Consider the following 21536-nt stretch of genomic DNA (forward strand, 5'->3'; position numbering starts at 1 on the left):
TTAAAAAACTACAGCGGAATGTTACCGTGCTTTTTACGGGGCAGCACGTCCACTTTATTCTCCAGCATCTTGAACGCGCGCAGCAACTTCTGCCGCGTCTGCGAGGGCAGAATTACCTCATCCACGAAGCCGCGGTGCGCGGCGCGGTAGGGGGTAGCGAATTTTTGCTGATACTCGTCCACTTTTTCCTGAAGCTTGGCTTCGGGGTCGTTGGCTTGGGCGATTTCGCGCTTGAAGATGATTTCGGCCGCGCCCTTGGCGCCCATCACGGCAATTTCGGCCGTGGGCCAGGCAAAGTTCATATCGGCGCCGATGTGCTTGGAGTTCATCACGTCGTAGGCCCCGCCGTAGGCCTTGCGGGTGATAACCGTGACGCGCGGCACCGTGGCCTCGCAGAAGGCGTAGAGCAGCTTGGCGCCGTTAGTGATGATGCCGCGCCATTCCTGGTCGGTGCCGGGCAGGAAGCCGGGCACGTCTTCGAGCACCAAGAGCGGCACGTTGAACGAGTCGCAGCAGCGCACGAAGCGGGCGGCTTTGGTACTGGCGTTGATGTCGAGCACCCCCGCGAGCACGGCCGGCTGGTTGCCCACGATGCCAATGCTGCGTCCGCCCAACCGGGCGAAGCCAACCACGATATTCTCCGCAAAATTCTGGTGCACTTCCAGAAACGAGCCCTCGTCAATAATGCCTTCAATCACCTCCCGAATGTCGTAAGGCTGATTAGGGTTATCGGGGATAATTTTATTCAGCGCCGGGCGCGCCTCGTCGGCGCCAGCTTCATACGCCACAGCGGGCGCTGTTTCCTCGCAGTTCTGCGGCAAATAGCTCAGCAGCTGCTTGATGTAGGTCAGGCATTGTACCTCATTGGCGCAGCTGAAGTGCGTGACGCCGCTCTTGGCCGAGTGGGTCGAGGCGCCGCCCAACTCCTCGCTTGTCACGTTCTCGTGCGTCACGGTCTTGACCACGTTCGGGCCGGTCACGAACATGTAGCTCGTATTCTCGACCATCAGCACGAAGTCCGTGATGGCGGGCGAGTACACCGCGCCGCCCGCGCACGGCCCCATAATAGCCGAAATCTGCGGCACCACGCCCGAGGCCAGCGTATTCTTATAAAAGATGTCGGCGTAGCCGCCCAGGCTTACTACCCCCTCCTGAATCCGCGCCCCGCCCGAATCATTCAACCCCACAACCGGCGCGCCGTTCTTCATCGCCAGGTCCATGATTTTCACGATTTTCTCGGCGTGCGTCTCGCTCAGCGAACCGCCGAACACCGTGAAATCCTGCGAGAAAACGTACACCAGCCGCCCATTCACCGTGCCGTAGCCCGTCACCACGCCATCGCCAAGGTAGTACTCCTTATCCAGCCCGAAGTCTTTGCTGCGGTGCATGACAAACTTGCCGATTTCCTCAAACGAGCCCTCATCCAGGAACAAGTCCAGCCGCTCGCGGGCCGTGAGCTTGCCCTTTTTGTGCTGCGCGTCGATGCGGTCCTGCCCGCCACCGAGCAGGGCTTCGGCGTTTCTACGAGCGAGTTCGTCCAGTAGGGGGGGGGTAGGGATTACGGCAGTAGCGTCAGGCATTCGGCGGGATGGGAGAGTGGGGTTCAAAGGTAAGTAGCACAGGCGTTAGCTTGCGCGCCCATAAGCACTACCCCCTGCTGGCGCGAGATTGGCGTAGCGTAACTCGTGCCAGCAGGGGGTAATGCTGCTCTTTCGGAGTGCAACTCCGAAAGAGCAGCAGGCAGTTTAGAAGGAAGAGCGAACTATTGTAAATCCACTAAAAAGAGAAGCTATGGAAGTCATTCTGTGGATATATGGGCTGATTCCCCTTGGCATCCTGTGTGTATTGTTCGGGTTTTACGTCTACCTGTTTAGGGGAATTGATTCGACCTCTTTTCGCATCGGCCTTTCCGTCTTCGCCCTAGGCTTTATTTTCACTGAGTTGTATGTCTTGTTTGATGTTCTAACTTTTAGCCAATTGGGAACCTCTGCTTGGGATTTTATTAATGCCCTGCCCGGCATTTCACTATTAGGGCAACCAGCAAAAACAGATAATGATGTTGTCTCGCTACCCTTCAAGTATTTCGGCTTCCTTGGTTTGATATCCTTCGTGTTAAGTATAGTATTTCGTCGGGTGAGAGTCAGAAGAAATTCCGTTTAGCCAAACAGTATATTATATAGATAACTCATTAAACGAAAATCAAACAAGAGTATTTGATTCAGAAGAGTTACAACAGCCCGTCCTAAAATCAAAAAGGCCGGCTCCGTATCACGGAGCCGGCCTTTTCAGCTAAATACCAACTTACTTCTTCGCGTCCGCATCCGGCGCTTCGGGCGTCTCGGCGGGGCGCTCGTCGCTGGGCAGGTTCGTGGCCTCGCCCAACTCGCTCACCGTGAAGCTCAACTCCTCGTTTTTTATTTATAGAAATTTGCTGTCAGATAAGTTAAATCACCTCTTCGGCCGTGAAGTGCAGCAGGCCCTCATACAGCTCGGCCAAGCTGATGCTGCAATCGCCGCTGGCAAACCGGATAACTTCGGCCGGCTGGGTCAGGGCTTCGTAGGTCCAGGAGTCGTCTGCCTGCCGGTTCAACACTTCTACCTGCGGGCGGCGCGAGTCCAGCATGATGTACTGCCGAAGCGCCGGGATGCTGCGGTAGCGGGCGAACTTGCCGAACCGGTCGTGTTCGGCGGTGCTTTCGGAGAGAATTTCTACGACGACGACCGGGTTGGTTAGCGAGGGTACAGCCGCTTCAGGGTCGGCAAATTCCAGGTCGCCGCAGACGATAACCGTATCGGGATAGGTGTAGCCGCCGGTGAGCGGAATATGAACCCGCAGGTCGCTTTGCAGCGCCTCGCAGCCAAGCGGTAAACGTTGAAAGAGCAGGCCCGCCAACTTGCGGGAAAGCCTGACGTGCGTAGGCGTAGCGCCGGCCATAAAGCTGGGGTCAAGCTGATTCATCAGGTCCGGACGGCCCACGGGCGTAATCCGGCCATCGAAAAACTCCCAGCGGCCGGCTGCCCGTTCATCGAAGGCGAGGTATTCGGCTTCGGTGTAGCGGCGGCCGGGCTGCGACGGGCTGGGCCAAGCGAGTGGTTGAGCAGCAGACATAAGCAGGTAGGGTTGTGGCCAAAAATACGAAGAAGCCGGCCGCATTGCGGCAACCAGCTTTTTCTCTTACTGCTACCCCCTGCTGGCGCGAGTTTAGCGTGGCGTAACTTGTGCCAGTAGGGATATCATCCCCCAGGCTTCGGGTTTCCCATGTGCGCGAAGGAGTATAGAATCACCGCACTCAGCACAAAGAAACCAAGCGCCGCTACCCCGTAAATAACTTTGGCCTAGGCGTTCCCCTTCGTTTGAGCTTGGTCGAAGGCGATGAGATTGATGACCGTGCTTATCAAAATGGACAACCCCGCGTAGACCACGTATCCCAGCCCGCCCATGTAGCCGTCGTGTTGATGTGCATTGGCTGAGACCATCGCCAAAACGATGTTGAGCACTAGCAAAGCATTGATGGTCATGGGCCAGATATAGCTAGGAAAGGATGGTTTTTGTTCCATGCGGTAAACTTTCACGATGCGAAAGGACTGTTCACTTTAACGGTAGATTTTATATTATAGTCCTCTAAATGGAGATTAGAAAAAGAAAATACTAGATTTAGAAAAAACAGAGCAGCCTTTCATGGAACAAAAAAGGCCGGCCCCGTATTACGAAGCCGGCCTTTCTATTCAAAACCAATTTACTTCTTCGCATCTGCATCCGGCGCTTCGGGCGTCTCGGCAGGGCGCTCGTCGCTAGGCAGGTTGGTGGCCTCGCCTGACTTGCTTACCGCGAAAGTCAGCTCCTCCTTGCCGTCCTCGAAGTCGGCGGTGATAACGTCGCCGTGCAACACCTCGGCTTTCAAGATTTCTTCGGCAATCGGGTCTTCGATGTACTTCTGAATCGCGCGGTTGAGCGGACGGGCGCCGTATTTGGGGTCGTAACCTTTTTCAGCTACGAAGTCCTTGGCTTTCTCGGTCAGCTCGACGCGGTAGCCCAGGGTCTGGATGCGGTTCAGGAGCTTGCTCAGGCTGATGTCGATAATCTTGTGAATATCGGTCTTGGCTAGCGAGTTGAAGACGATAACGTCATCCAAGCGGTTGAGGAACTCGGGCGAGAAGGTCTTGCGCAGGGCGTTGGTAATGGTGCCCTTGGTCAGCTCGTCCATGTTGTCCTGCCGGGCCTTGGTGCCAAAGCCGATGCCGGCGCCGAAGTCCTGCAAGTCGCGCGCCCCGATGTTCGAGGTCATGATGATGATGGTGTTGCGGAAGTCCACTTTGCGGCCAAGGCCGTCGGTCAGAATACCATCATCCAGCACCTGGAGCAACAGGTTGTACACGTCCGGGTGCGCCTTTTCAATCTCGTCGAGCAGGATGACCGAGTACGGCTTGCGGCGGATTTTCTCCGTCAGCTGACCGCCTTCTTCGTAGCCTACGTAGCCGGGAGGCGCGCCCACGAGGCGCGACACGCTGAACTTCTCCATGTACTCCGACATGTCGACGCGCACCAGCGCATCTTCCTTATCGAAGAGATAGGTTGCCAGCACTTTGGCCAACTCGGTTTTTCCTACCCCCGTCGGGCCGAGGAACACGAACGAGCCGATGGGCTTTTTCGGGTCTTTCAGGCCCACACGGGTGCGCTGAATGGCTTTGACGAGCTGCGAAATCGCCTTTTCCTGCCCGATTACTTTGCCTTGCAGCTCCTCACCCATGTTGAGCAGCTTCTGGCTTTCGTTCTGAGCGACGCGGTTAACGGGGATGCCGGTCATCATGGCGATAACCTCAGCCACGTTCTCCTCCTTCACCGTGTAGCGCTTCTTCTTGGTCTCATCCTCCCACGACTTCTTGGCCGTGTCGAGTTGCTCCAGCAGCTTCTTCTCAGTGTCGCGCAGGCGGGCAGCTTCCTCGTATTTCTGCGATTTCACCACGGCGTTTTTCTCGCCCTTGATATTCTCAATCTGCTCTTCGAGCTTGAGAATATCCTCGGGCACCACAATGTTGTTGATGTGCACGCGGGCGCCGGCCTCATCGAGGATGTCGATGGCTTTGTCCGGCAGAAAGCGGTCCGACATGTAGCGGTCCGAGAGCTTGACGCACTGCTCGATGGCCTTGTCGGTGTACACCACGTGGTGGTGGTCCTGATACTTGTCCTTGATGTTGTGCAGGATTTCGATGGTCTCCTCCGGCGTGGTCGGGTCCACCATCACCATCTGGAAACGACGGGCCAAGGCGCCGTCCTTCTCGATGTACTGCCGGTACTCGTCCAGCGTCGTGGCGCCGATGCACTGAATCTCGCCGCGGGCCAGGGCCGGCTTGAACATGTTCGAGGCATCGAGCGAGCCCGAAGCGCCGCCAGCACCCACGATGGTGTGCAGCTCATCGATGAATAGAATCACGTCGGGGGACTTTTCCAGCTCGTTCATCACGGCCTTCATGCGCTCCTCAAACTGACCGCGGTACTTGGTGCCGGCCACGAGCGAAGCCAAATCCAGCGTCACCACGCGCTTGCCGAACAGCACCCGCGAGACTTTCTTCTGGATGATACGCAGGGCGAGACCCTCGGCAATGGCCGTTTTGCCTACCCCCGGCTCGCCGATGAGGATGGGGTTGTTCTTCTTGCGGCGGCTCAGGATTTGGGCCACGCGCTCAATTTCTTTCTCGCGGCCCACGATGGGGTCGAGGCGGTCGTCCTCGGCCAGCTTGGTGAGGTCGCGGCCGAAGTTGTCAAGCACCGGCGTGCGCGACTTCTCGCCGGGCTTCTTCGAGGCCGCCGCACCACCAGCGCCGCCGCGGCCGGAGCCCTGTCCGCCGCCAAACAGCTTATCGTCATCGTCGTCGGTGTCGGGCTTGCGGCCCTGCGGGGTGTTCGCGCTGGCGCCGGCCGTACCGTGGTAGTCGAGCGAGTCGCGCACTGATTCGTAGTTCACGCTGAATTTGCTGAGGATTTGAGAAGAGATATTGTCCTCATCCCGCAGGATGGAGAGCAGCAGGTGTTCGGTGCCGATAATCTCGGACTTGAAAATCTTGGCCTCCAGATAAGTGATTTTCAGCACTTTCTCCGTTTGCTTGGTGAGCGGAATCGAGCCAGTGATGCTCGTGCCCTGGGTGGCCGTGTTGCGGGTGGCCTGCTCTAAGGCAAACTTCAACTCGTCCACCGACACGCCGAGCTTGCGCAGCAGGCCCAGGGCCGTGCCCTCGCCTTCGCGGATCATGCCCAGCAGCAGGTGTTCGGTGCCGATGTAGTCGTGCCCGAGCCGGATGGCCTCTTCCCGGCTCAGGGAAATAACCTCCTTGACGCGGTTTGAGAATTTAGCTTCCATGCGGAATAGTTACAGATGACAAAAAACAAGGACCCCGCGTCAGGTCAAATCGGAGATAAGAATAGCAAATGGCGCGTCGGGGGGTAGGGGCCGGATTGGCTTGAAAACAAGCCGGTGCGGGCGAAGGTTCGGGGGCTGACCGTCGTACTAGTACGCAGTATCTGGATTGGGGATAACGCTTCCAAGGCCTAATTCTTCGACAATTTTTGGCGGCTCCTGCCAGCGTTGGCAAAGCAATTAAGCTAATTCTGCCAAACTCAACCTTCAGTACGGACTTGCGGAACGGCGGGCAGTAAAAAATCCCCCGCGGCCGGGCCTTGCATAAAGAGCAGGTCCAGCAGGCTTAGTCCGGGCACAAAACGCGCGCCAAACGCTTGCTGGTAAGGCCGGGGCGTCAGGCTGTCTGCCGCACTGTCAGCCTGACCGGCGGGCCGGCCGGCTTTCGGGCTCAGCCAATCGCGCCGGTCTTGCACCGTGGCAGGGGGGTAGGCGGGCTCGTAGGTGGCAGTCAGCTCCACGGGAGTTGGCAGCCGCAGGCAGCGCAGCAGCAGGTGCAGCAAGGCCAGGTTCAGGTCGAAGAGGCAGGCGGGTTTCTGAGCGTAGATATCCCGAAAGTAATCGGCGTAATACTCAAAATACGGCGAGCTGCCGTAGGCGGTTTGCAGCGTGCGCCAGTGGCGGTGCACCCAGTTCTGGCGATAATCTACTTGGATTTCGCTCGTTTTTACTTTCTCCGAGCGGTTGCCATCGAGCACCGGCACGGTCAGCGGCTGCACGCCCTGCGCCGTGAGGATGAGGCAGCGGTTGCGGTAGGTTTGCTTGCGGTAGTTCTCCTGGGCTTCAAGCAGGAGCTTTTTGGCTGGCAGCAGCGCCGCGAAGAACGCAATGGGCGGATTGTATGGAAGCTCGCTGACCAGAATCACGGTTGACACGAATTTTTACGAATGACACGAATTTCACTTGGGCGGCGGGCCGGCTTTGGGTTAAAACTTGCCAGGCTCGTTGAACAACTCGGCGAACCTCAGCGCCTACCTCAGCGCCCTCTGCGGTAACCCGGCTCCGTGCCGCCAAGGGGGGGTAGGGAATCCAACATCTAACTTTGCTCGTCATGCTAAAAAGCCTTTTGCTCTTCAGTTTAAGCACCTTATTGCGCCTGACTGCCCACGCCGGCCCGCCCCAAATTCACTTCGACGTAGCCCAGTTTCGCGGCCTTGATAAAGTAGAAGGCGGTGCCGAAGTCGAAATCTACGTCTCGGTGCCGACCCAGCCGCTGACCTACCGGCAGCGGGCGCCCAAGCAGTTCCAGTCCGCTGCTACGGTCACGCTGCAAATCCTCAAAGCCAACGGCCAGCTTGCATTTCAGGAAACCGTGACGCTGCGCCCACCCACGCTCAATGATACGCTCATTGCTATTAAAAATCCGGTCAGCTTTCTGAAGCGCGTGAGTCTGCCCGCTGGCCGCTACACCCTGCGCGGCCGGGTGCGCGACCAGTACCGCGCCGCCAACGGCGAGACGACCGTCGAGCAGCCGCTGGAAGTAAAAGCGCCGTCGCCGGCTGCTTTCCTGAGTGATATCGTGCTGCTGGCCAAGCCCGCCGTGAAAACTACGGGCAGCGAAACGTTTATTCGCGGCGGCTACCTGCTGACGCGGGCGCCAAGCGGCCTCTACGCCCGCGGCGCCAGTAATCTTTATTTCTACACCGAGCTAAACCAGGCGCCCGCCGGCCAGGCTGTGCGTTTGCACTATCACCTGGAAAACCCCGAGGGATTCGCCGCCGACGCTGACGCGCCGCTGACGCCGCAGGCCGGCCGCCCGACCTCCGTGGCCGGGCAGCTACCGTTCGGCCCGCTGCCCGATGGCGAGTTCGCGCTGACGATTGAAGTGTACGGCGCCAACAAGAAACTGCTTACGACCCAGACCGCGCGCGGCCGGCGCGACGCCGCTACCTATGCCCCCGCTGGCGCCGCCGTGCCGCGATGAATGAATCCCTACCCCCCCCGTCCGGCCCGAACGCCACCGAGCCGGCTCTTCACCGGCTGCTCTCGGGGCTGCTGCTGGGGGTCGCAAGTTTGCCGCGTCCACTGCTTTACGGGCTGGCGGAGGGGTTTTATCTGCTGCTGGCTTACGTCGTGCGCTACCGCTGGCGCGTGGTGCAGGAAAACCTGCGCCACAGCTTTCCCGAGAAGACGGAGGCTGAGCGGCAGCGCCTGGGGCGGGCGTTCTACCGGCATTTTTCCCAGGTAATAGTCGAAATCCTGATGCTGGCCCGGATGCCGGCCGCTGAGCTGGCGCGGCGGGTGCGTTTCACCAACCCTGAGCTGCTAGGCAACCCGTTTGCCCAAAACCAGCTGGTGCTTTCGCTGGGCTCGCACATGGGCAACTGGGAGTGGATTCTGAGCGCGGCGGCGGGGCAGTTTCCGGGCCGGGCAGCGGGGGTTTACAAGCCGCTGACCAACCCGTTTTTCGAGCAATTCATGCGCCGGCTGCGCACCCGGCTCGGCGCCGCGGCCGTGCCCATGCGCGCCACGCTGCGCTACCTGGTCGAGCGCCGCGGCCAGGGCCACACGCTCAGCCTGTTGTCAGATCAGGCCGCCGGCCCCCGTGACCAGCCCTACTGGACCACGTTTTTGCACCAGGAAACCGGCTTTTATACTGGCGCCGACCGGTTGGCCGCGCAATTTGACTGCGCCGTGGTGTATGTGGGCATTCGGCGGGTAGGAAAAGGTTTTTATGAAATTACGTTTACCAAAATGCCCGACGGGAAGGCTGCCAAAGGAGCCGCCGAAACTGGTGAGTTTCCCATTGCCGAAGCCTTCGCCCGGCAACTGGAGCGTGATATTCAGGCCGCGCCGGAGCAGTATTTGTGGACGCACCGGCGCTGGAAGTATAAGCGGTGAATAAATCAGCTGTCATGCTGAGCTTGCAAAGCATCCTATCACGCTAGGACGAGCCTAGAACGATTGAGTACTGCGTCGTTCAGCGGAAATTAAGATGCTTCGCGGGGCTCAGCATGACAGACGATTTGGGGCAATAATCTTAATTTATAAATACTGCTCAATATCCCCCGCGCCCTGGCGGACCAGCTCGAAGTCATCATTTGTGCAGTCGATGATGGTGCTGGGCACGTTGCCGCCGAAACCGCCGTCGATGACGAGGTCGACCATCGTGCGGTATTTCTCGTGGATGAGGTCGGGGTCGGTGACGTATTCTTCGAGCGTGTTTTCATCCTCACGCACCGACGTACTGATGATGGGGTTGCCCAGCTCGCGCACGAGTTGGAGGATAATCTGATTGTCGGGCACCCGGATGCCGACCGTTTTGCGCTGCCGGCCGCCAATGCGCGGGGCCTTGGCGCTGGCCTCGAAAATGAAGGTGAACGGGCCAGGCAAAGCTTTTTTCAGGACTTTATAGGCGGGCGTGGTGATGCCGTGGGCGTAGTCGCTGATGTGAGAGAGGTCGTGGCAGATAAAGCTCAGGTTGGCCTTGTCGGGCTGCAGGCCCTTGATGCGGCAGAGCTTCTCGACCGCCTTCTGGTTGTGAATATCGCAGCCGATGCCGTACACCGTATCCGTCGGGTAGATGATGATGCCGCCGCGGCGCAACACATCCACGGCTTGCTGGATGCGGTTGGCGGGCGGGTTTTCGGGATGGATGCGGAGGAGGGTAGCGGCCATGAACAGGGTAGGGCTTGGGGTGAAAGAAGGGGGGTAGGGGCGGACAAGGTACTACGGCAAATGGATTTTAACGGTCTTTTTTCGAGTTAACAACCCAGCCGGCGCCCTTCCTGCGCCGGCTGACGGCTCGCCGGAGACCGTACTTTACTTTTGACTTTTCAATTCCCTACCCCCCTCACGCTGGCCCAAGCCGCCGGCTCCCGCTTCATGCTGCCCGAACCTGCCAAAACGTCGCCCCCCGACTACAAGGCCCGCGCCATCCGGCGCCGCAACCGCTACGCCACGCTGAGCGTGATTTTCAGCCTCACGCTGATTTGCTTTTCCTACTACTTCTACCAAGTTTTTTTCACGGCCAACATCGAGACCAAGGGCAAGCCGGCCTACGTGCTCATCCGCCGCGGCGCGACCTGGAAAACGGCCCTTGACTCCGTCGAAGCCACGGGCGCGGTCGTGGACCGGCTCTCGCTGCGCTTCGTGGCCCGGCTGATGAAGTACGACAAGCCAGGGGCCGTGAAGCCCGGCCGCTACGAGCTAAAAGACCAGGCTACGAACCGCGAGCTAATAAATCTGCTCAAGTCGGGCCGGCAGTCGCCGCTGAAGCTGACGTTTACCAACGTGCGCCTGCGCCAGGAGTTGGCCGCCAAGCTCTCGCGGCAGATTGACGCGCGGCCCGCCCAAATCGATTCGCTGCTCAGCAGCCCCGCCTACACCAAAAAGCTGGGCTTCGACACCACGACCGTGCTGAGCATGTTCATCCCCAACACCTACGAGCTGTACTGGAACACCTCGGCCGACAACCTTATGCAGCGCATGAAGAAGGAGTACGAGCGGTTCTGGACGCCCGCCCGCGACGCCGAGCGCGCCCGGCTCAAGCTCAGCCGCGCCCAGGTCAGCACCCTGGCCAGCATCGTGGAGGCCGAGCAGCAGCAGCACGCCGACGAGCGCCCCCGCATCGCGGGCGTCTACCTCAATCGCCTCAAGCGCGGTATGAAGCTGCAAGCCGACCCCACGGTCGTGTACGCCAACGGCGACTTCGGCATCAAGCGTGTGCTCAACGTGCACCTGCAAAAAGACTCGCCCTACAACACCTATAAGTATGGCGGCCTGCCGCCCGGCCCCATCAACCTGCCCAGCATCGCCAGCATCGACGCCGTGCTCAAACCCGAGCCGAACGGCTACCTGTATTTCTGCGCCAAAGAAGATTTCAGCGGCTACCACGCCTTCGCCGCCAACGAGCGCGACCATCTGCTGAACGCGCGGCGCTATCAGGCGGCCTTGAGCCGGGCGGGAATCCGGTGAAGGGTTGAGGTGTAAAAACTGCGTTATAAAAGGCGGTCATGCTGAGCAGAGCGAAGCATCTCGCCAGGGGAAGTAATCTGCTTACCCACACGATTGAATTAGTCCACCATGCGAGGTGCTTCGCTGCGCTCAGCATGACCGCCTTTTAGCTACTTTCCCTTGTTCCAATCCGACACCCAAATTCGCGTGCGCTACGCCGAAACCGACCAGATGGGCTACGTCTATCACGGCAACTACGCGGCGTATTTTGAGGTCGCGCGCGCCGAGGCGTTCCGGCAGCTGGGCCTGAGCTACAAGGCGCTGGAAGCGGAGGGGGTAGGGATGCCGGTCGGGGAGCTGCGCACCCGCTTCCGCCGCCCCGCCCGCTACGATGACCTGCTCACGGTGCGCCTCTTGCTGCGGCAGCCGCCTGAAGGCTCGCGGGTGCTGTTCGAGTATGAGATTTACAACGAGGCCGGTGAGCTGCTCACTGAGGGCCACACGCTGATGGTGTTCGTGAGCACGAGCACCGGCCGGCCCGTGCCGCTGCCGGCCGGCATTCAGGCCAAGCTCGCGCCGTACTTTACGGAGGATGACACGCTCGGTCCGCTCGGCGCGGGGCCGGAGCTGCCCAGGGACGCGCCCGCTCCCCCGACGTTTGGGAAGGTCTAAACAGGAATTATAAGTTAAAAAAGAACGTCATGCTGAGCTTGCCAAAGCATCTCTACCGCTGACTAATCCAGTCAAAGCAACGATTAAGTTAGTCAGCGGTAGAGATGCTTCGGCAAGCTCAGCATTGACCGCCTTTTCCCTACCCCCCCTCCACTCCATGAAGGCTCCTGTGATTCGCCGGGCGCGGCTGCCCGATGTGCGCCGGCAGCGGCCCTACCGCCGGGCCATCGTGTGGCTCAAGCGGTTTCGACTGCGGCAGGGGCGGGCCTCTTTGTATGACGTGCTCGACCGGGCCCTGTTTGAGCTGCGGCTCGACTCGCTCGAAAAGCGCGCCTCCTACATGGCCTTCAACCTCACGCTGGCTTTGTTTCCGACCATTATCTTCCTCTTCACACTCATCCCCTACATCCCGGTTCCGCAACTCAACGTGGACATTCTGCAATTTCTGGGCGACATCATGCCCAAGGAGCTATACGCCGCGACGGCGAGTACCATCGAGGACATCGTGAACATCCCGCACGGCGGGCTGCTCTCGTTCGGTTTCGGGGCGGCGCTGTTCCTGTCCAGCAATGGCATCATGGCTTTGCTCGACGCGTTCGAGAAGAAATACCCCTGGTTTAAGCACCGCAGCTACCTGCGCAAGCGAGTCATCGCCACGGCGTTGACTTTTTTGCTGGCCTTCATTCTGGTGCTGGCCATTGCGGGCATCTTCTTCGGCACCTACATCATTGATGCGCTCGTGTTCTACGAAATCGTGCCCGAGAAGCTCACCGAGCTAATGATTCTGGTCTTGCGCTACGGCTCGCTGGGCGGGCTTTTTCTGTCCATTACCTGCGTGATTTTCTACTTCGTGCCGCCCGTGCACGACAAGTGGCCGTTCGTATCCATTGGGGCCGTGGTGGCCACGCTGCTCATCTTCCTGGTCTCGTTTCTCTTTACGCTCTACGTGCGCATCTTCGACTCCTACAACCACTTCTACGGCTCCATCGGGGCGCTCGTGGGCTTTATGGTGTGGCTGGAGTTCGTGTGCATGACCCTCATCATTGGCTTCGAGGTGAACGTGAGCGTGGATGCGGTAACGGGCCGGCTGAAATCAACTGCTAATGAGTAATGAACAATGAGTAAGGGAGAAGTTGGCCTTAGTCAGAGCAGGGGGGTAGGGAATAGTTTTCTACCGAAAATTGCTCATCGCTCATTGCCCATTGTTCATTGCTGGTTACTTTTGCGTCCCCGAATCACTCCGGGGAATCTGTTAGAGAGGTGGCAGAGTGGTCGAATGCGACGGTTTCGAAAACCGTTATACCGGCAACGGTATCGGGGGTTCGAATCCCCCCTTCTCTACCTTTTTGAATTATGAGTTAAAAATTATGAGTTACGAGTTGCCGTTCATTTAACTCATAATTTTTAACTCATAACTCTCCCAGAGAGCTGGCAGAGTGGTCGATTGCGGCGGTCTTGAAAACCGTTGAGGGTCAAACCTCCGGGGGTTCGAATCCCTCGCTCTCTACAAGCAAAAACCCCGTTTGCACCTGCAAACGGGGTTTTTGCTTGTAGAGGCAGTTCAGTAGAGCGGCCATAAATGCTCCTCTGCCAAGAGCCTAATCGGCGAGCGACGCTACCCCCCCCCGCGCTGGCGGGCTGCGTTGCGCGCCGAAAGGCCGCAAGTCAGGTTATCCGGCGGCCGATGCCCGCTTCCCATTCCGTTGAAACAGCTCAGGGCCAACTGCCTGACTTACCTTCCGCCTCTCACCCGCATGGGCACCGTAAACACCGCGTCGGAGGCGGTGATGAACAGGGTTTGGCGGTTTTTGCCCGCGAAGCAGACGTTGCCGGTCCACGCGGCGGGCACGGCGATGTGCTGGATAAGCTGCCCGGCAGGCGAGTACACCGTGACGCCCTGGCCAGTCAGGTACACGTTGCCCTGCTCGTCGATGGTCATGCCGTCGGAACCCTGCTCGACGAACAGCTGGCGGTCGCCCAGCCGGCCGTCGGCTCCAATCTGGTAGCGGTAGGTCTTATTGGCCCCAATGTCGGCCACATAGAGCTGCCGGCCGTCGGGCGTGCCGACAATGCCGTTGGGCTGTTGCAGCTGGTCGTCGGCCACGACGGGCTGTGCCTGGCCAGGGGCCAGGTAGTAAACTTTCTGGCCGCCCAGGGCGGGGTCGGGCGCGGTGCGGGTCCAGTAGGGGCGCGGGTAGTAGGGGTCGGTGAAGTAGATACCGCCGGTGCGCGGGTGCACCCACAGGTCGTTGGGGCCGTTGAGGCGGTGGCCCTGCACGTCGCGCACCAGCACGGTTGCCCGGCCATCGGGGTCAATGGACCAGAGCTGGTTGTGCTCGTCGGCGCAGGCCAGCAGGTTGCCCCGGCGGTCGAAGTACAAGCCGTTGGCGCGGCCGGCCTTTTCCAGAAACACGCTGAGCGTGCCGTCGGTGGCGTACTGCCAGATTTTGTCGTTGGGCTGGTCGGTGAAGAATACGTTGCCCGCCTTATCCACGGCCGGGCCTTCGGTGAATTTGAACTGGCGGCTGACCAGCCGCGGGACCGCCCCAGGGGCAGCAGTGACCATGCGAGGCGCTGCGCTTTGGCTGGACCCGGAAGTGGCGGCCGAGGTGGGGGCTGTGCAGGCGCCGGTGCTCCAGGCCAGACTCCCCGCGAGTAGGCCGAGATAAAAGTTAGGGTAGCTCATCCAGGAAGGCGAATGGGGGTAGGGGTGTTATGAAGAGCCAGCGAACAGATTGAAAACGGGTGCGGCCCTAGCCAGCACCAAAGTGCCTCTGGACGCGGCGCTTTCAGCTTTATCCCAATCCGTATTCTAACTTAACTAAAACGTCACATCTACCCCTGCCGTGAGCAGGCACAACGTGCTCATGCGGATGCCTTGCGAGCGGCGCGAGATGATGTAGCGCGCGCCCGTCAGGTCTTTACCGGCCACGCCCAGGCGCATGTGGTCGCGTCGGACAGTGAGCAAGAAAGGCCGTTATGCTTCGCTGCGCGCTGCATGATTCTTTTAAAGATGAAACAGCCAGCAACATGGCTGCTGTCTACCCGCTCAAGAACAGGATAAAACAAATAAGATGGTGATAATTAACCTAAACATAATCTGCCCCGCAGCAGCCAGAGTGCGGTATTACGTTAGGGTTAATGTTATATGAACTGTGAAATTTACTAGATAAAACCATACGAAAGCAAGATACTTTTGGGCGCCCATTCACCCTAACCATCTTCTTTCTGATGCCAACTGCTCTACTATTTCTCTTTCTCCGGCGGCGTTCCTGGGCCCTGGCGGCCTTATGCTGGGTGCTGCTGGCGGCGCCGCTCAGCCAGCCGCTGCGGGCCCAATCCACGGACGCTTCCATCGCGGGCCTGGTAGCCGATGCCCAGGGCGCGGCCATCCCCGGCGCAACGGTTGTGGTCCGCAATAACTCCACCGGCTTTCAGACTGGCGCCGCCACGGGCACCGATGGGCGCTACGCGTTCCGGCAGCTGCCCCTGGGCGGGCCCTACGAGGTTAACGTCAGCTTCGTGGGCTACGCGCCCCAGCAGCGCATGGGCTACACCCTGAACCAGGGCGACCGGGTGACGGTGAACTTGCAGCTCAGCGAATCGACCGCGCAGCTCCAGGAAGTGGTGGTAACGGCCAATCCGCTGACCAGCCGGGTGGACCGCCTGGGCAGCAGCACCGCCATCACGGCCCAATCCATCAGTCGCCTGCCCGCCCTCAACCGCGACTTCACCAGCTTGGCCAACCTAGCCCCGACCTCCAACGGCACCAGCATCGGCAGCCAGCTGGCGTCGTCGACCAACTACCTGATTGATGGCCTGAGCGCGCGCAACATGCTCACCAGCGGGCCGGTAGGGCGCGGTACGTTCACCTTGTCGCTGGAAGCCATCCGCGAGTTTGAAGTGGCCTATAACGTGTACGACGTGACGCAGGGCCGGCAGGGCGGCGGCACGGTCAGCGCGGTCACGAAGTCAGGCACTAACACCTTCACGGGCTCGGCCTTCGCCTATCAGCGCGCCGACTGGCTGGCCAACCCGCGCGACATCCGGGGCAACAAGCGCACGACGGATTTCAGCACCACGCAGTACGGCTTCAGCCTGGGCGGCCCGATTATTAAAGACAAGCTGCACTTCTTCGCGGCCCTGGACCGGCAGCAGCAGGCCGCGCCGCTCTTCATTGCCGACATTCAGCGCCCATCCGACGAGCAGGCCCTGGGCATCAGCCGCGCCGTGCTGGACAGCGTGATTACCATCGGCCGCGCGAAATACGGCCTGGGCACTGGGCCGCAAACCGGCTCGTTTGACCGCAAAAGCGTGGCTAACAGCATCTTAGCGCGCTTCGACTGGCAGCTTAATGACAAGCACCGCCTCACCTTGCGCAACAACTACAGCGACACCGACGAGCCCGCCAACACCAACGACAACTCGGCCATCAACCTCTACGAAACCTGGTCGGGGTTCAGCTCCCGCGAAAACAGCACGGCGCTGGCCCTGCGCTCGGCCTTTTCATCGAAGCTGCTCAATGAGCTGAAAGTGCAGTACGTGTACTCGCGCAACGGCATCACGCCCAACCCGCAGCTGCCGGCCGGCAACATTCCGCGGGCCATCGTGACGGTGAGTTCGGTGCTGCCCGATGGGCGTGCGGGCCGCACCGACGTGCAGTTTGGCGGGCAGCGCTTCACGCCCGAAACCCAGCGGGTTCATCAGGTTCAATTGGTGAATACGAGCTACCTCACGGCGGGCCGGTTCAACTTCACCTTCGGCACGGATAATATGCTCACGTCCTTGTACAACTACGTTTCCAATGAGCAGAACGGCCGCTTCATTTTCAATAGTCTGCGCGATTTCAATAACCTGAATCCCGCCCGCTACGCCCGCGAGGTGCCCCTGAACGGCATTCCGGACGTGAAGCACGCGGTGCTGGACGCCTCGGTGTTTGCCCAGGCCGCCTACAACCCGCACCCCGACCTGACGGCCCAGCTCGGCGTGCGCTACGATGTAACGAGCTACCTCACACCCGCCGCCTACAACCCGCTGGTTGAGCGCGAGCTGGGCCTGCGCACCGACGCCCAGATTACCGACTGGAACAACGTGCAGCCCCGCTTGCAGCTGACCTGGGACATGGGGGGCAAAAGCCGGAACATCTTCCGGCTGGGCGGGGGCGTGTTCTCAGCCTACGTCATCAACTACGCGCAGCTCAACAATATCCAGAACGACGGCCTGCAAATCGGGGCCGTCGACCTGACCCGGCCCAACAGCGCCAGCGCGCCTAACCCGGTCCCTACCCCCGACTTTCTAGCTTACCGCCGCGACCCCTCTACGGTGCCGGGCCTGCCGGCGGGCGCCACGCCCGTGGCGACCATCAACCTGACCGACCCCAACTTTGAGGTGCCGACCGTGTACAAGGCCAACCTGAGCTATAACCGCATCGTGAACGAGTGGCTGCGGGTGGGCGTGAACCTGCTGGCCTCGCGCACCGACAACAACTACGTGTATCTGGACGGCAACCTGCGCGACGAGCCGGACTTCCGGCTGACCAACGAGGACAACCGGGGCGTGTTCGTGCCGGCCGGCTCCATCTCGACCCGCGGCCAAACTAACAACGTGCTCAGCCGCCGCTCCCAAGCCGTCGGGCGCACCCTGATTCTGACCAACGGCGCCAAGCTGCGTACGGCCACCGCCATCGTGGATGCGCAGGTGGAGCTGCCCAAAATCGGCGCCTTCAACGTCAGCTACACCTGGAACGAGGCCCGCGACAACACCTCCTACAACGGCAACGTGGCCAACACCTCCACGTTCCGGCCCATCAAGAGCGACCCGCGCAGCCTCGCGGAGATGAACTATTCCGACAATCAGTTTCGCCACAAGCTGGTGCTCTACGGCGTGTCGCCGGTGTGGAAAGGCTTCAGCCTGAACGCCCGCTTCAGCGGCCTGAGCGGTACGCGCTACTCACTGCTGGTCGCCGGCGACATCAACGGCGACTTCGTGGGCCAGACCGGCACGCGCAATGACCTGGCCTTCGTGTTCGATCCTAACAATCCGAGCACGCCCGAAACCCTGCGCAACGACCTCAACCGCCTGCTCAACGAGAGCAACAGCCGCGCCAAGGACTATATCCGCGAGAGCCTGGGCAGCATCGCCGACCGCAACGGCGGCGAAAACAAGCAGCTGGTGGGCGTGGTGGACGTGCGGCTGCTCAAAACCATCAAGACGTTCAGAACCCAGGCCCTGGAGCTGTCGGTCGACGTGTTCAACTTCGCCAACCTGCTCAACAAGGACTGGGGCGGCAATTACAACCTAGGCAATCAGAACCTGCTGAACGTGACCGGCTTCGACCAGGCCACCAAGCAGTACCGCTACTCCGTGAACACCAACGCCGGGGTAATCCAGAAGAACGGCACGCCCTATCAGATTCAGCTCGGCGCCCGGTACGCGTTTTAGGGAATTCGTAGAACCTGGACGTACACGTAGGGTGCGGGGCTTGCCCCCGCCCGCTATTCGTGCCAAAGCAGCGCCGCTGTTCAACGCCGGGCGGGGGCAAGCCCCGCACCCTACGTACACGAACCGCTTTAAGTAAGTGGCTGGCTTCAGGATATAAGGAGGGGGTAGGGATGTTATTCGCCATCTCAAAATGAAAAAAGACCATCGTGCCGGGCGAAGCCGAAGCATGATGGTCTTATCCTTTTTTTCAGATGCATCTCTTCAAAAACGTAGTTTCCGTACTTGCCCCGTAAGCCTGAAAATTCAATCCCACCGCGGATTATCCCAATTTGCGGCCCGCCGCCAGAAAACAAACTTTAGTTAGTCGCGCGATGAAAAACTCTGTAAAAGCCGCCGCTGCCTGCCTGGGGATACTGACCATTTCCCTACCCCCCGCCGCGGCGCAACAGCCCACCAACCCAGCGGCTGCTGCCACCGCGACTGCGCCGGCCGGCCGCATCCTGCTGCCCAACGGCTGGTCCTTGAGCCCGGCCGGCACCGGCGTGGCCCTGCCGCTGGGCGATTTGCCCCTGAACATGCAGCTCAGCCGCTCCGGCAAGCTGCTGGCCGTCACCAACAACGGGCAGAGCAAGCAAACCATCCAGCTGATTGACCCGCGGGCCGGCCGGCTGCTCGACGAGCAGCCCATTCGCAAGTCCTGGTACGGCCTGAAATTCAGCGCCGACGGCCGGCGGCTCTACGCCTCGGGTGGCAACGACAACGTGATTCTGGCCTACCCCCTCCTGAATCAGAAACTCGGCCGGGCCGACACGCTGCGGCTGGGCGCGGCCTGGCCGAAGGAGAAAATTGGCCCTACCGGCCTGGAAGTGGACGACGCCCGCCAACGGCTCTACGTGGTCACGAAAGAGGACAGCCGGCTCTACGTGCTTGACTTGAAGACCAAAGCCACGCTCAGCAAGCTTGATTTAAGCCACGAAGCCTACGCCTGCCTGCTCTCGCCCGACCGCAAGACGCTCTACATCTCGCTTTGGGGCGGCGACAAAATCGCGCTCTACGACACCCAAACCGGCCGAATCACGGGCGAAATCGCCACCGAAAGCCACCCCAACGAGCTGCTTCAGACCCGCAATGGCAAGTACCTCTTCGTGGCCAACGCCAACGACAACTCGGTTTCGGTGCTGGACCCCAAAACCCGCAAAGTGCTGGAAGTCATCTCCACGACGCTCTACCCCACCAAGCTGACCGGCTCAACGCCCAACGCGCTGGCCCTCTCGTCGGACGAGAAAACCCTCTACATCGCCAACGCCGACAACAACTGTCTGGCCGTGTTCGACGTGGCCACGCCTGGCAGAAGTGCCGCGCGCGGCTTCATCCCGACCGGCTGGTACCCAACCAGCGTCAAGACCCTGGGCCGCCGGATTCTGGTCGCCAACGGCAAGGGCTTCTCGTCGCTGGCCAACCCCAACGGGCCGCAGCCGCTGAAGAAAACCGACGACAGCGGCTCGCACCTGGGCACGAGCGGCAAGGCCGAGGTGCAGTACATCGGCGGGCTGTTCAAGGGTACGCTCTCGTTTATCGACCAGCCCACGGCGGCGCAGCTCAAGGCCTACTCGGCGCAGGTCTACGCCAACTGCCCCTTCACGCCCGAGGCGGAAAAGCAGGCCCTGGGCGCGGCCGGCAACCCCGTGCCGCGCCGGGCCGGGGAGCAGTCGCCCATCAAGTACGTGTTCTACGTCATCAAGGAAAACCGCACCTACGACCAGGTTTTTGGCGACGTGAAGGAAGGCAACGGCGAGGCGAGCTTGTGCCTATTCCCCGAAAAAGTGACGCCCAACCACCACGCCCTGGCCCGCGAGTTTGGCTTGCTGGATAATTTCTACGTCGATGCCGAAGTCAGCGCCGACGGCCACAACTGGAGCACGGCCGCCTACGCCACCGACTACGTGGAGAAAACCTGGCCCACGAGCTACGGTGGCCGCGGCGGCACCTACGACTACGAGGGCACCCGCAAAATTGCCTACCCCCGCGACGGCTTCATCTGGGATTACTGCCAGCGCGCGGGCCTGAGCTACCGCTCCTACGGCGAATTTGCGGAGCGTGGCAAAACGCCACTCAAGGCTCTGGAAGGTCACATCAGCCCGAAGTCGCCGGGCTTCGACATGGACGTGAAGGACGTGGAGCGCGTGCGCATCTGGCGCCAGGACTTTGACTCGCTGCTCGCCCGCGGGGCCGTGCCGCGGTTCAGCACCATCCGCCTCAGCAACGACCACACCAGCGGGCAGCGCCGGGGCAAAATTACGCCCACGGCCGCCGTGGCCGACAACGACCTGGCCCTGGGTCAGCTGGTCGAGCATCTCTCGCAAAGCGCCATTTGGAAGGAAACGGCCATTTTCGTGCTCGAAGACGACGCCCAGAACGGCCCCGACCACGTCGACGCTCACCGCTCGCCGGCCCTGGTCATCAGCCCCTACACCCGCGGCGGCAGCCTCAACCACACCATGTACTCCACGTCGGGCGTGCTGCGCACGATGGAGCTGATTCTGGGCCTGCCGCCCATGAGCCAGTACGATGCCGCCGCCCGCCCGCTCTTCGCCTGCTTTCGCCCTACCCCCTCGCTGGCGCCCTACCAGGCCCGGCCCGCGCAGGTTAGCCTAGATGAGCGCAATGTGGTCTGGAACCGGAGCGCCGAGCGCTCCGAGCACTTCGACTTGGCCAGCGAAGACGCCGCCCCCGACCTGGACCTGAACGAGGTCGTCTGGAAGTCGGTGAAGGGCGAAGACGCCGTGATGCCGGCTCCGCGCCGCGGCGCCTTTTTGCGCCTGGAGCCCCGCCGCGACGACGATGACGATTAAATCAGCGAGCGGGAACAGGGTTGGGATGTTTGCAGAACTCCGCCACCGTCAAGCGTGACCTTTCCTGGAGTAGCACTAGCTTTTCAAGGTTGCGCCGGGTTTATGGGTAGGCACCTGTCCATTCTCGGACAGCTTGTCCGCTTCCGAACGATTTTAGGAAGTGGGTTGGTGATTCGCTTGCTTATAACTAACTGTATTTTAACAACATAACGAGCTGGTACGGTCATTGGCTAAGAGTAGGAGAACTATAAGGTTTCTACTC

Annotated in this window: 16 protein-coding genes and 2 tRNA genes; 10 read left to right on the plus strand and 8 right to left on the minus strand. The window is 60.4% G+C overall.

Translation table 11 applies throughout. The features are described 5' to 3' along the window. Positions 1 to 8: 8 nt before the first annotated feature. Positions 9 to 1580, minus strand: a complete 1572-nt coding sequence (locus ACFE70_RS05155) for an acyl-CoA carboxylase subunit beta (protein WP_375416653.1) — start codon at positions 1578 to 1580, stop codon at positions 9 to 11. Positions 1581 to 1791: 211 nt separating this feature from the next. Here ACFE70_RS05155 and ACFE70_RS05160 point away from each other — a divergent pair, with 211 nt between their 5' ends. Beyond that, positions 1792 to 2160 carry a hypothetical protein gene (locus ACFE70_RS05160; RefSeq protein ID WP_375416654.1) on the plus strand — a complete coding sequence of 123 codons (369 nt, stop codon included), beginning with the start codon at positions 1792 to 1794 and terminating at the stop codon, positions 2158 to 2160. A gap of 283 nt (positions 2161 to 2443) precedes the next feature. Here ACFE70_RS05160 and ACFE70_RS05165 read toward each other — a convergent pair whose 3' ends face one another. From ACFE70_RS05165 to ACFE70_RS05180, 4 genes are all read right to left on the minus strand, one after another. Next, positions 2444 to 3109 carry a Uma2 family endonuclease gene (locus ACFE70_RS05165; protein WP_375416655.1) on the minus strand — a complete coding sequence of 222 codons (666 nt, stop codon included), beginning with the start codon at positions 3107 to 3109 and terminating at the stop codon, positions 2444 to 2446. 227 nt (positions 3110 to 3336) lie between these two features. Next, the gene (locus tag ACFE70_RS05170) at positions 3337 to 3573 is read right to left on the minus strand and encodes a hypothetical protein (RefSeq protein ID WP_375416656.1); all 237 of its coding nucleotides are present in this window, start codon (positions 3571 to 3573) and stop codon (positions 3337 to 3339) included. A 164-nt stretch (positions 3574 to 3737) separates the two neighbouring features. After that, the gene (locus ACFE70_RS05175; protein WP_375416657.1) at positions 3738 to 6356 is read right to left on the minus strand and encodes an ATP-dependent Clp protease ATP-binding subunit; all 2619 of its coding nucleotides are present in this window, start codon (positions 6354 to 6356) and stop codon (positions 3738 to 3740) included. A gap of 257 nt (positions 6357 to 6613) precedes the next feature. Further along, a complete protein-coding gene (locus tag ACFE70_RS05180; RefSeq protein WP_375416658.1) occupies positions 6614 to 7288 on the minus strand; it encodes a WbqC family protein in 675 nt (224 codons plus the stop codon). A gap of 176 nt (positions 7289 to 7464) precedes the next feature. On the opposite strand from ACFE70_RS05180, the gene ACFE70_RS05185 reads away from it, so the two are divergent. Both ACFE70_RS05185 and ACFE70_RS05190 read left to right on the plus strand, forming a co-directional pair. Then, the gene (locus ACFE70_RS05185) at positions 7465 to 8337 is read left to right on the plus strand and encodes a hypothetical protein (protein ID WP_375416659.1); all 873 of its coding nucleotides are present in this window, start codon (positions 7465 to 7467) and stop codon (positions 8335 to 8337) included. Beyond that, positions 8334 to 9254: a lysophospholipid acyltransferase family protein gene (locus ACFE70_RS05190; protein ID WP_375416660.1), complete on the plus strand. Its 921-nt coding sequence runs from the start codon at positions 8334 to 8336 to the stop codon at positions 9252 to 9254. Before ACFE70_RS05185 ends, ACFE70_RS05190 begins: the two co-directional genes overlap by 4 nt. A 144-nt stretch (positions 9255 to 9398) precedes the next feature. Here the strand turns inward: ACFE70_RS05190 and ACFE70_RS05195 are convergent, their stop codons facing one another. Next, complete coding sequence (locus ACFE70_RS05195; RefSeq protein ID WP_375416661.1) at positions 9399 to 10031, minus strand: L-threonylcarbamoyladenylate synthase; 633 nt, start codon at positions 10029 to 10031, stop codon at positions 9399 to 9401. A gap of 150 nt (positions 10032 to 10181) precedes the next feature. Between ACFE70_RS05195 and mltG the strand changes: the two genes are divergently transcribed. From mltG to ACFE70_RS05220, 5 genes are all read left to right on the plus strand, one after another. Then, a complete protein-coding gene (gene mltG, locus ACFE70_RS05200) occupies positions 10182 to 11330 on the plus strand; it encodes an endolytic transglycosylase MltG (RefSeq protein WP_375416662.1) in 1149 nt (382 codons plus the stop codon). Between the two features lie 159 nt (positions 11331 to 11489). Continuing rightward, on the plus strand, positions 11490 to 11981 hold the full coding sequence (locus tag ACFE70_RS05205) for an acyl-CoA thioesterase (protein WP_375416663.1): 492 nt from the start codon (positions 11490 to 11492) through the stop codon (positions 11979 to 11981). Between the two features lie 157 nt (positions 11982 to 12138). Further along, on the plus strand, positions 12139 to 13092 hold the full coding sequence (locus ACFE70_RS05210) for a YihY/virulence factor BrkB family protein (RefSeq protein WP_375416664.1): 954 nt from the start codon (positions 12139 to 12141) through the stop codon (positions 13090 to 13092). A 143-nt stretch (positions 13093 to 13235) separates the two neighbouring features. Continuing rightward, positions 13236 to 13322, plus strand: a tRNA-Ser gene (locus tag ACFE70_RS05215). Positions 13323 to 13403: 81 nt separating this feature from the next. Beyond that, positions 13404 to 13488: transfer RNA gene (locus ACFE70_RS05220), tRNA-Ser, on the plus strand. Positions 13489 to 13713: 225 nt separating this feature from the next. Here the strand turns inward: ACFE70_RS05220 and ACFE70_RS05225 are convergent. Beyond that, positions 13714 to 14547: an SMP-30/gluconolactonase/LRE family protein gene (locus ACFE70_RS05225; RefSeq protein ID WP_375416665.1), complete on the minus strand. Its 834-nt coding sequence runs from the start codon at positions 14545 to 14547 to the stop codon at positions 13714 to 13716. A 255-nt stretch (positions 14548 to 14802) separates the two neighbouring features. After that, positions 14803 to 14949: a hypothetical protein gene (locus ACFE70_RS05230; RefSeq protein WP_375416666.1), complete on the minus strand. Its 147-nt coding sequence runs from the start codon at positions 14947 to 14949 to the stop codon at positions 14803 to 14805. A gap of 263 nt (positions 14950 to 15212) precedes the next feature. Between ACFE70_RS05230 and ACFE70_RS05235 the strand changes: the two genes are divergently transcribed. Both ACFE70_RS05235 and ACFE70_RS05240 read left to right on the plus strand, forming a co-directional pair. Next, a complete protein-coding gene (locus ACFE70_RS05235) occupies positions 15213 to 18422 on the plus strand; it encodes a carboxypeptidase regulatory-like domain-containing protein (protein ID WP_375416667.1) in 3210 nt (1069 codons plus the stop codon). Positions 18423 to 18793: 371 nt separating this feature from the next. Continuing rightward, entirely contained in the window at positions 18794 to 21274 is a 2481-nt protein-coding gene (locus tag ACFE70_RS05240) for a bifunctional YncE family protein/alkaline phosphatase family protein (protein WP_375416668.1), read from the plus strand. Positions 21275 to 21536: the final 262 nt, after the last annotated feature.

The organism is uncultured Hymenobacter sp. (assembly GCF_964243305.1).
GTDB lineage: Bacteria > Bacteroidota > Bacteroidia > Cytophagales > Hymenobacteraceae > Hymenobacter.

What these genes read in the sequence shown, in the direction of transcription:
- ACFE70_RS05155 (WP_375416653.1), bottom strand. Translation starts at nt 1,580, where the DNA reads ATGCCTGACGCTACTGCCGTAATCCCTACCCCCCCCCTACTGGACGAA.
- ACFE70_RS05160 (WP_375416654.1), top strand. Translation starts at nt 1,792, where the DNA reads ATGGAAGTCATTCTGTGGATATATGGGCTGATTCCCCTTGGCATCCTG.
- ACFE70_RS05165 (WP_375416655.1), bottom strand. Translation starts at nt 3,109, where the DNA reads ATGTCTGCTGCTCAACCACTCGCTTGGCCCAGCCCGTCGCAGCCCGGC.
- ACFE70_RS05175 (WP_375416657.1), bottom strand. Translation starts at nt 6,356, where the DNA reads ATGGAAGCTAAATTCTCAAACCGCGTCAAGGAGGTTATTTCCCTGAGC.
- ACFE70_RS05185 (WP_375416659.1), top strand. Translation starts at nt 7,465, where the DNA reads ATGCTAAAAAGCCTTTTGCTCTTCAGTTTAAGCACCTTATTGCGCCTG.
- ACFE70_RS05190 (WP_375416660.1), top strand. Translation starts at nt 8,334, where the DNA reads ATGAATGAATCCCTACCCCCCCCGTCCGGCCCGAACGCCACCGAGCCG.
- ACFE70_RS05195 (WP_375416661.1), bottom strand. Translation starts at nt 10,031, where the DNA reads ATGGCCGCTACCCTCCTCCGCATCCATCCCGAAAACCCGCCCGCCAAC.
- ACFE70_RS05210 (WP_375416664.1), top strand. Translation starts at nt 12,139, where the DNA reads ATGAAGGCTCCTGTGATTCGCCGGGCGCGGCTGCCCGATGTGCGCCGG.
- ACFE70_RS05225 (WP_375416665.1), bottom strand. Translation starts at nt 14,547, where the DNA reads ATGGTCACTGCTGCCCCTGGGGCGGTCCCGCGGCTGGTCAGCCGCCAG.
- ACFE70_RS05235 (WP_375416667.1), top strand. Translation starts at nt 15,213, where the DNA reads ATGCCAACTGCTCTACTATTTCTCTTTCTCCGGCGGCGTTCCTGGGCC.
- ACFE70_RS05240 (WP_375416668.1), top strand. Translation starts at nt 18,794, where the DNA reads ATGAAAAACTCTGTAAAAGCCGCCGCTGCCTGCCTGGGGATACTGACC.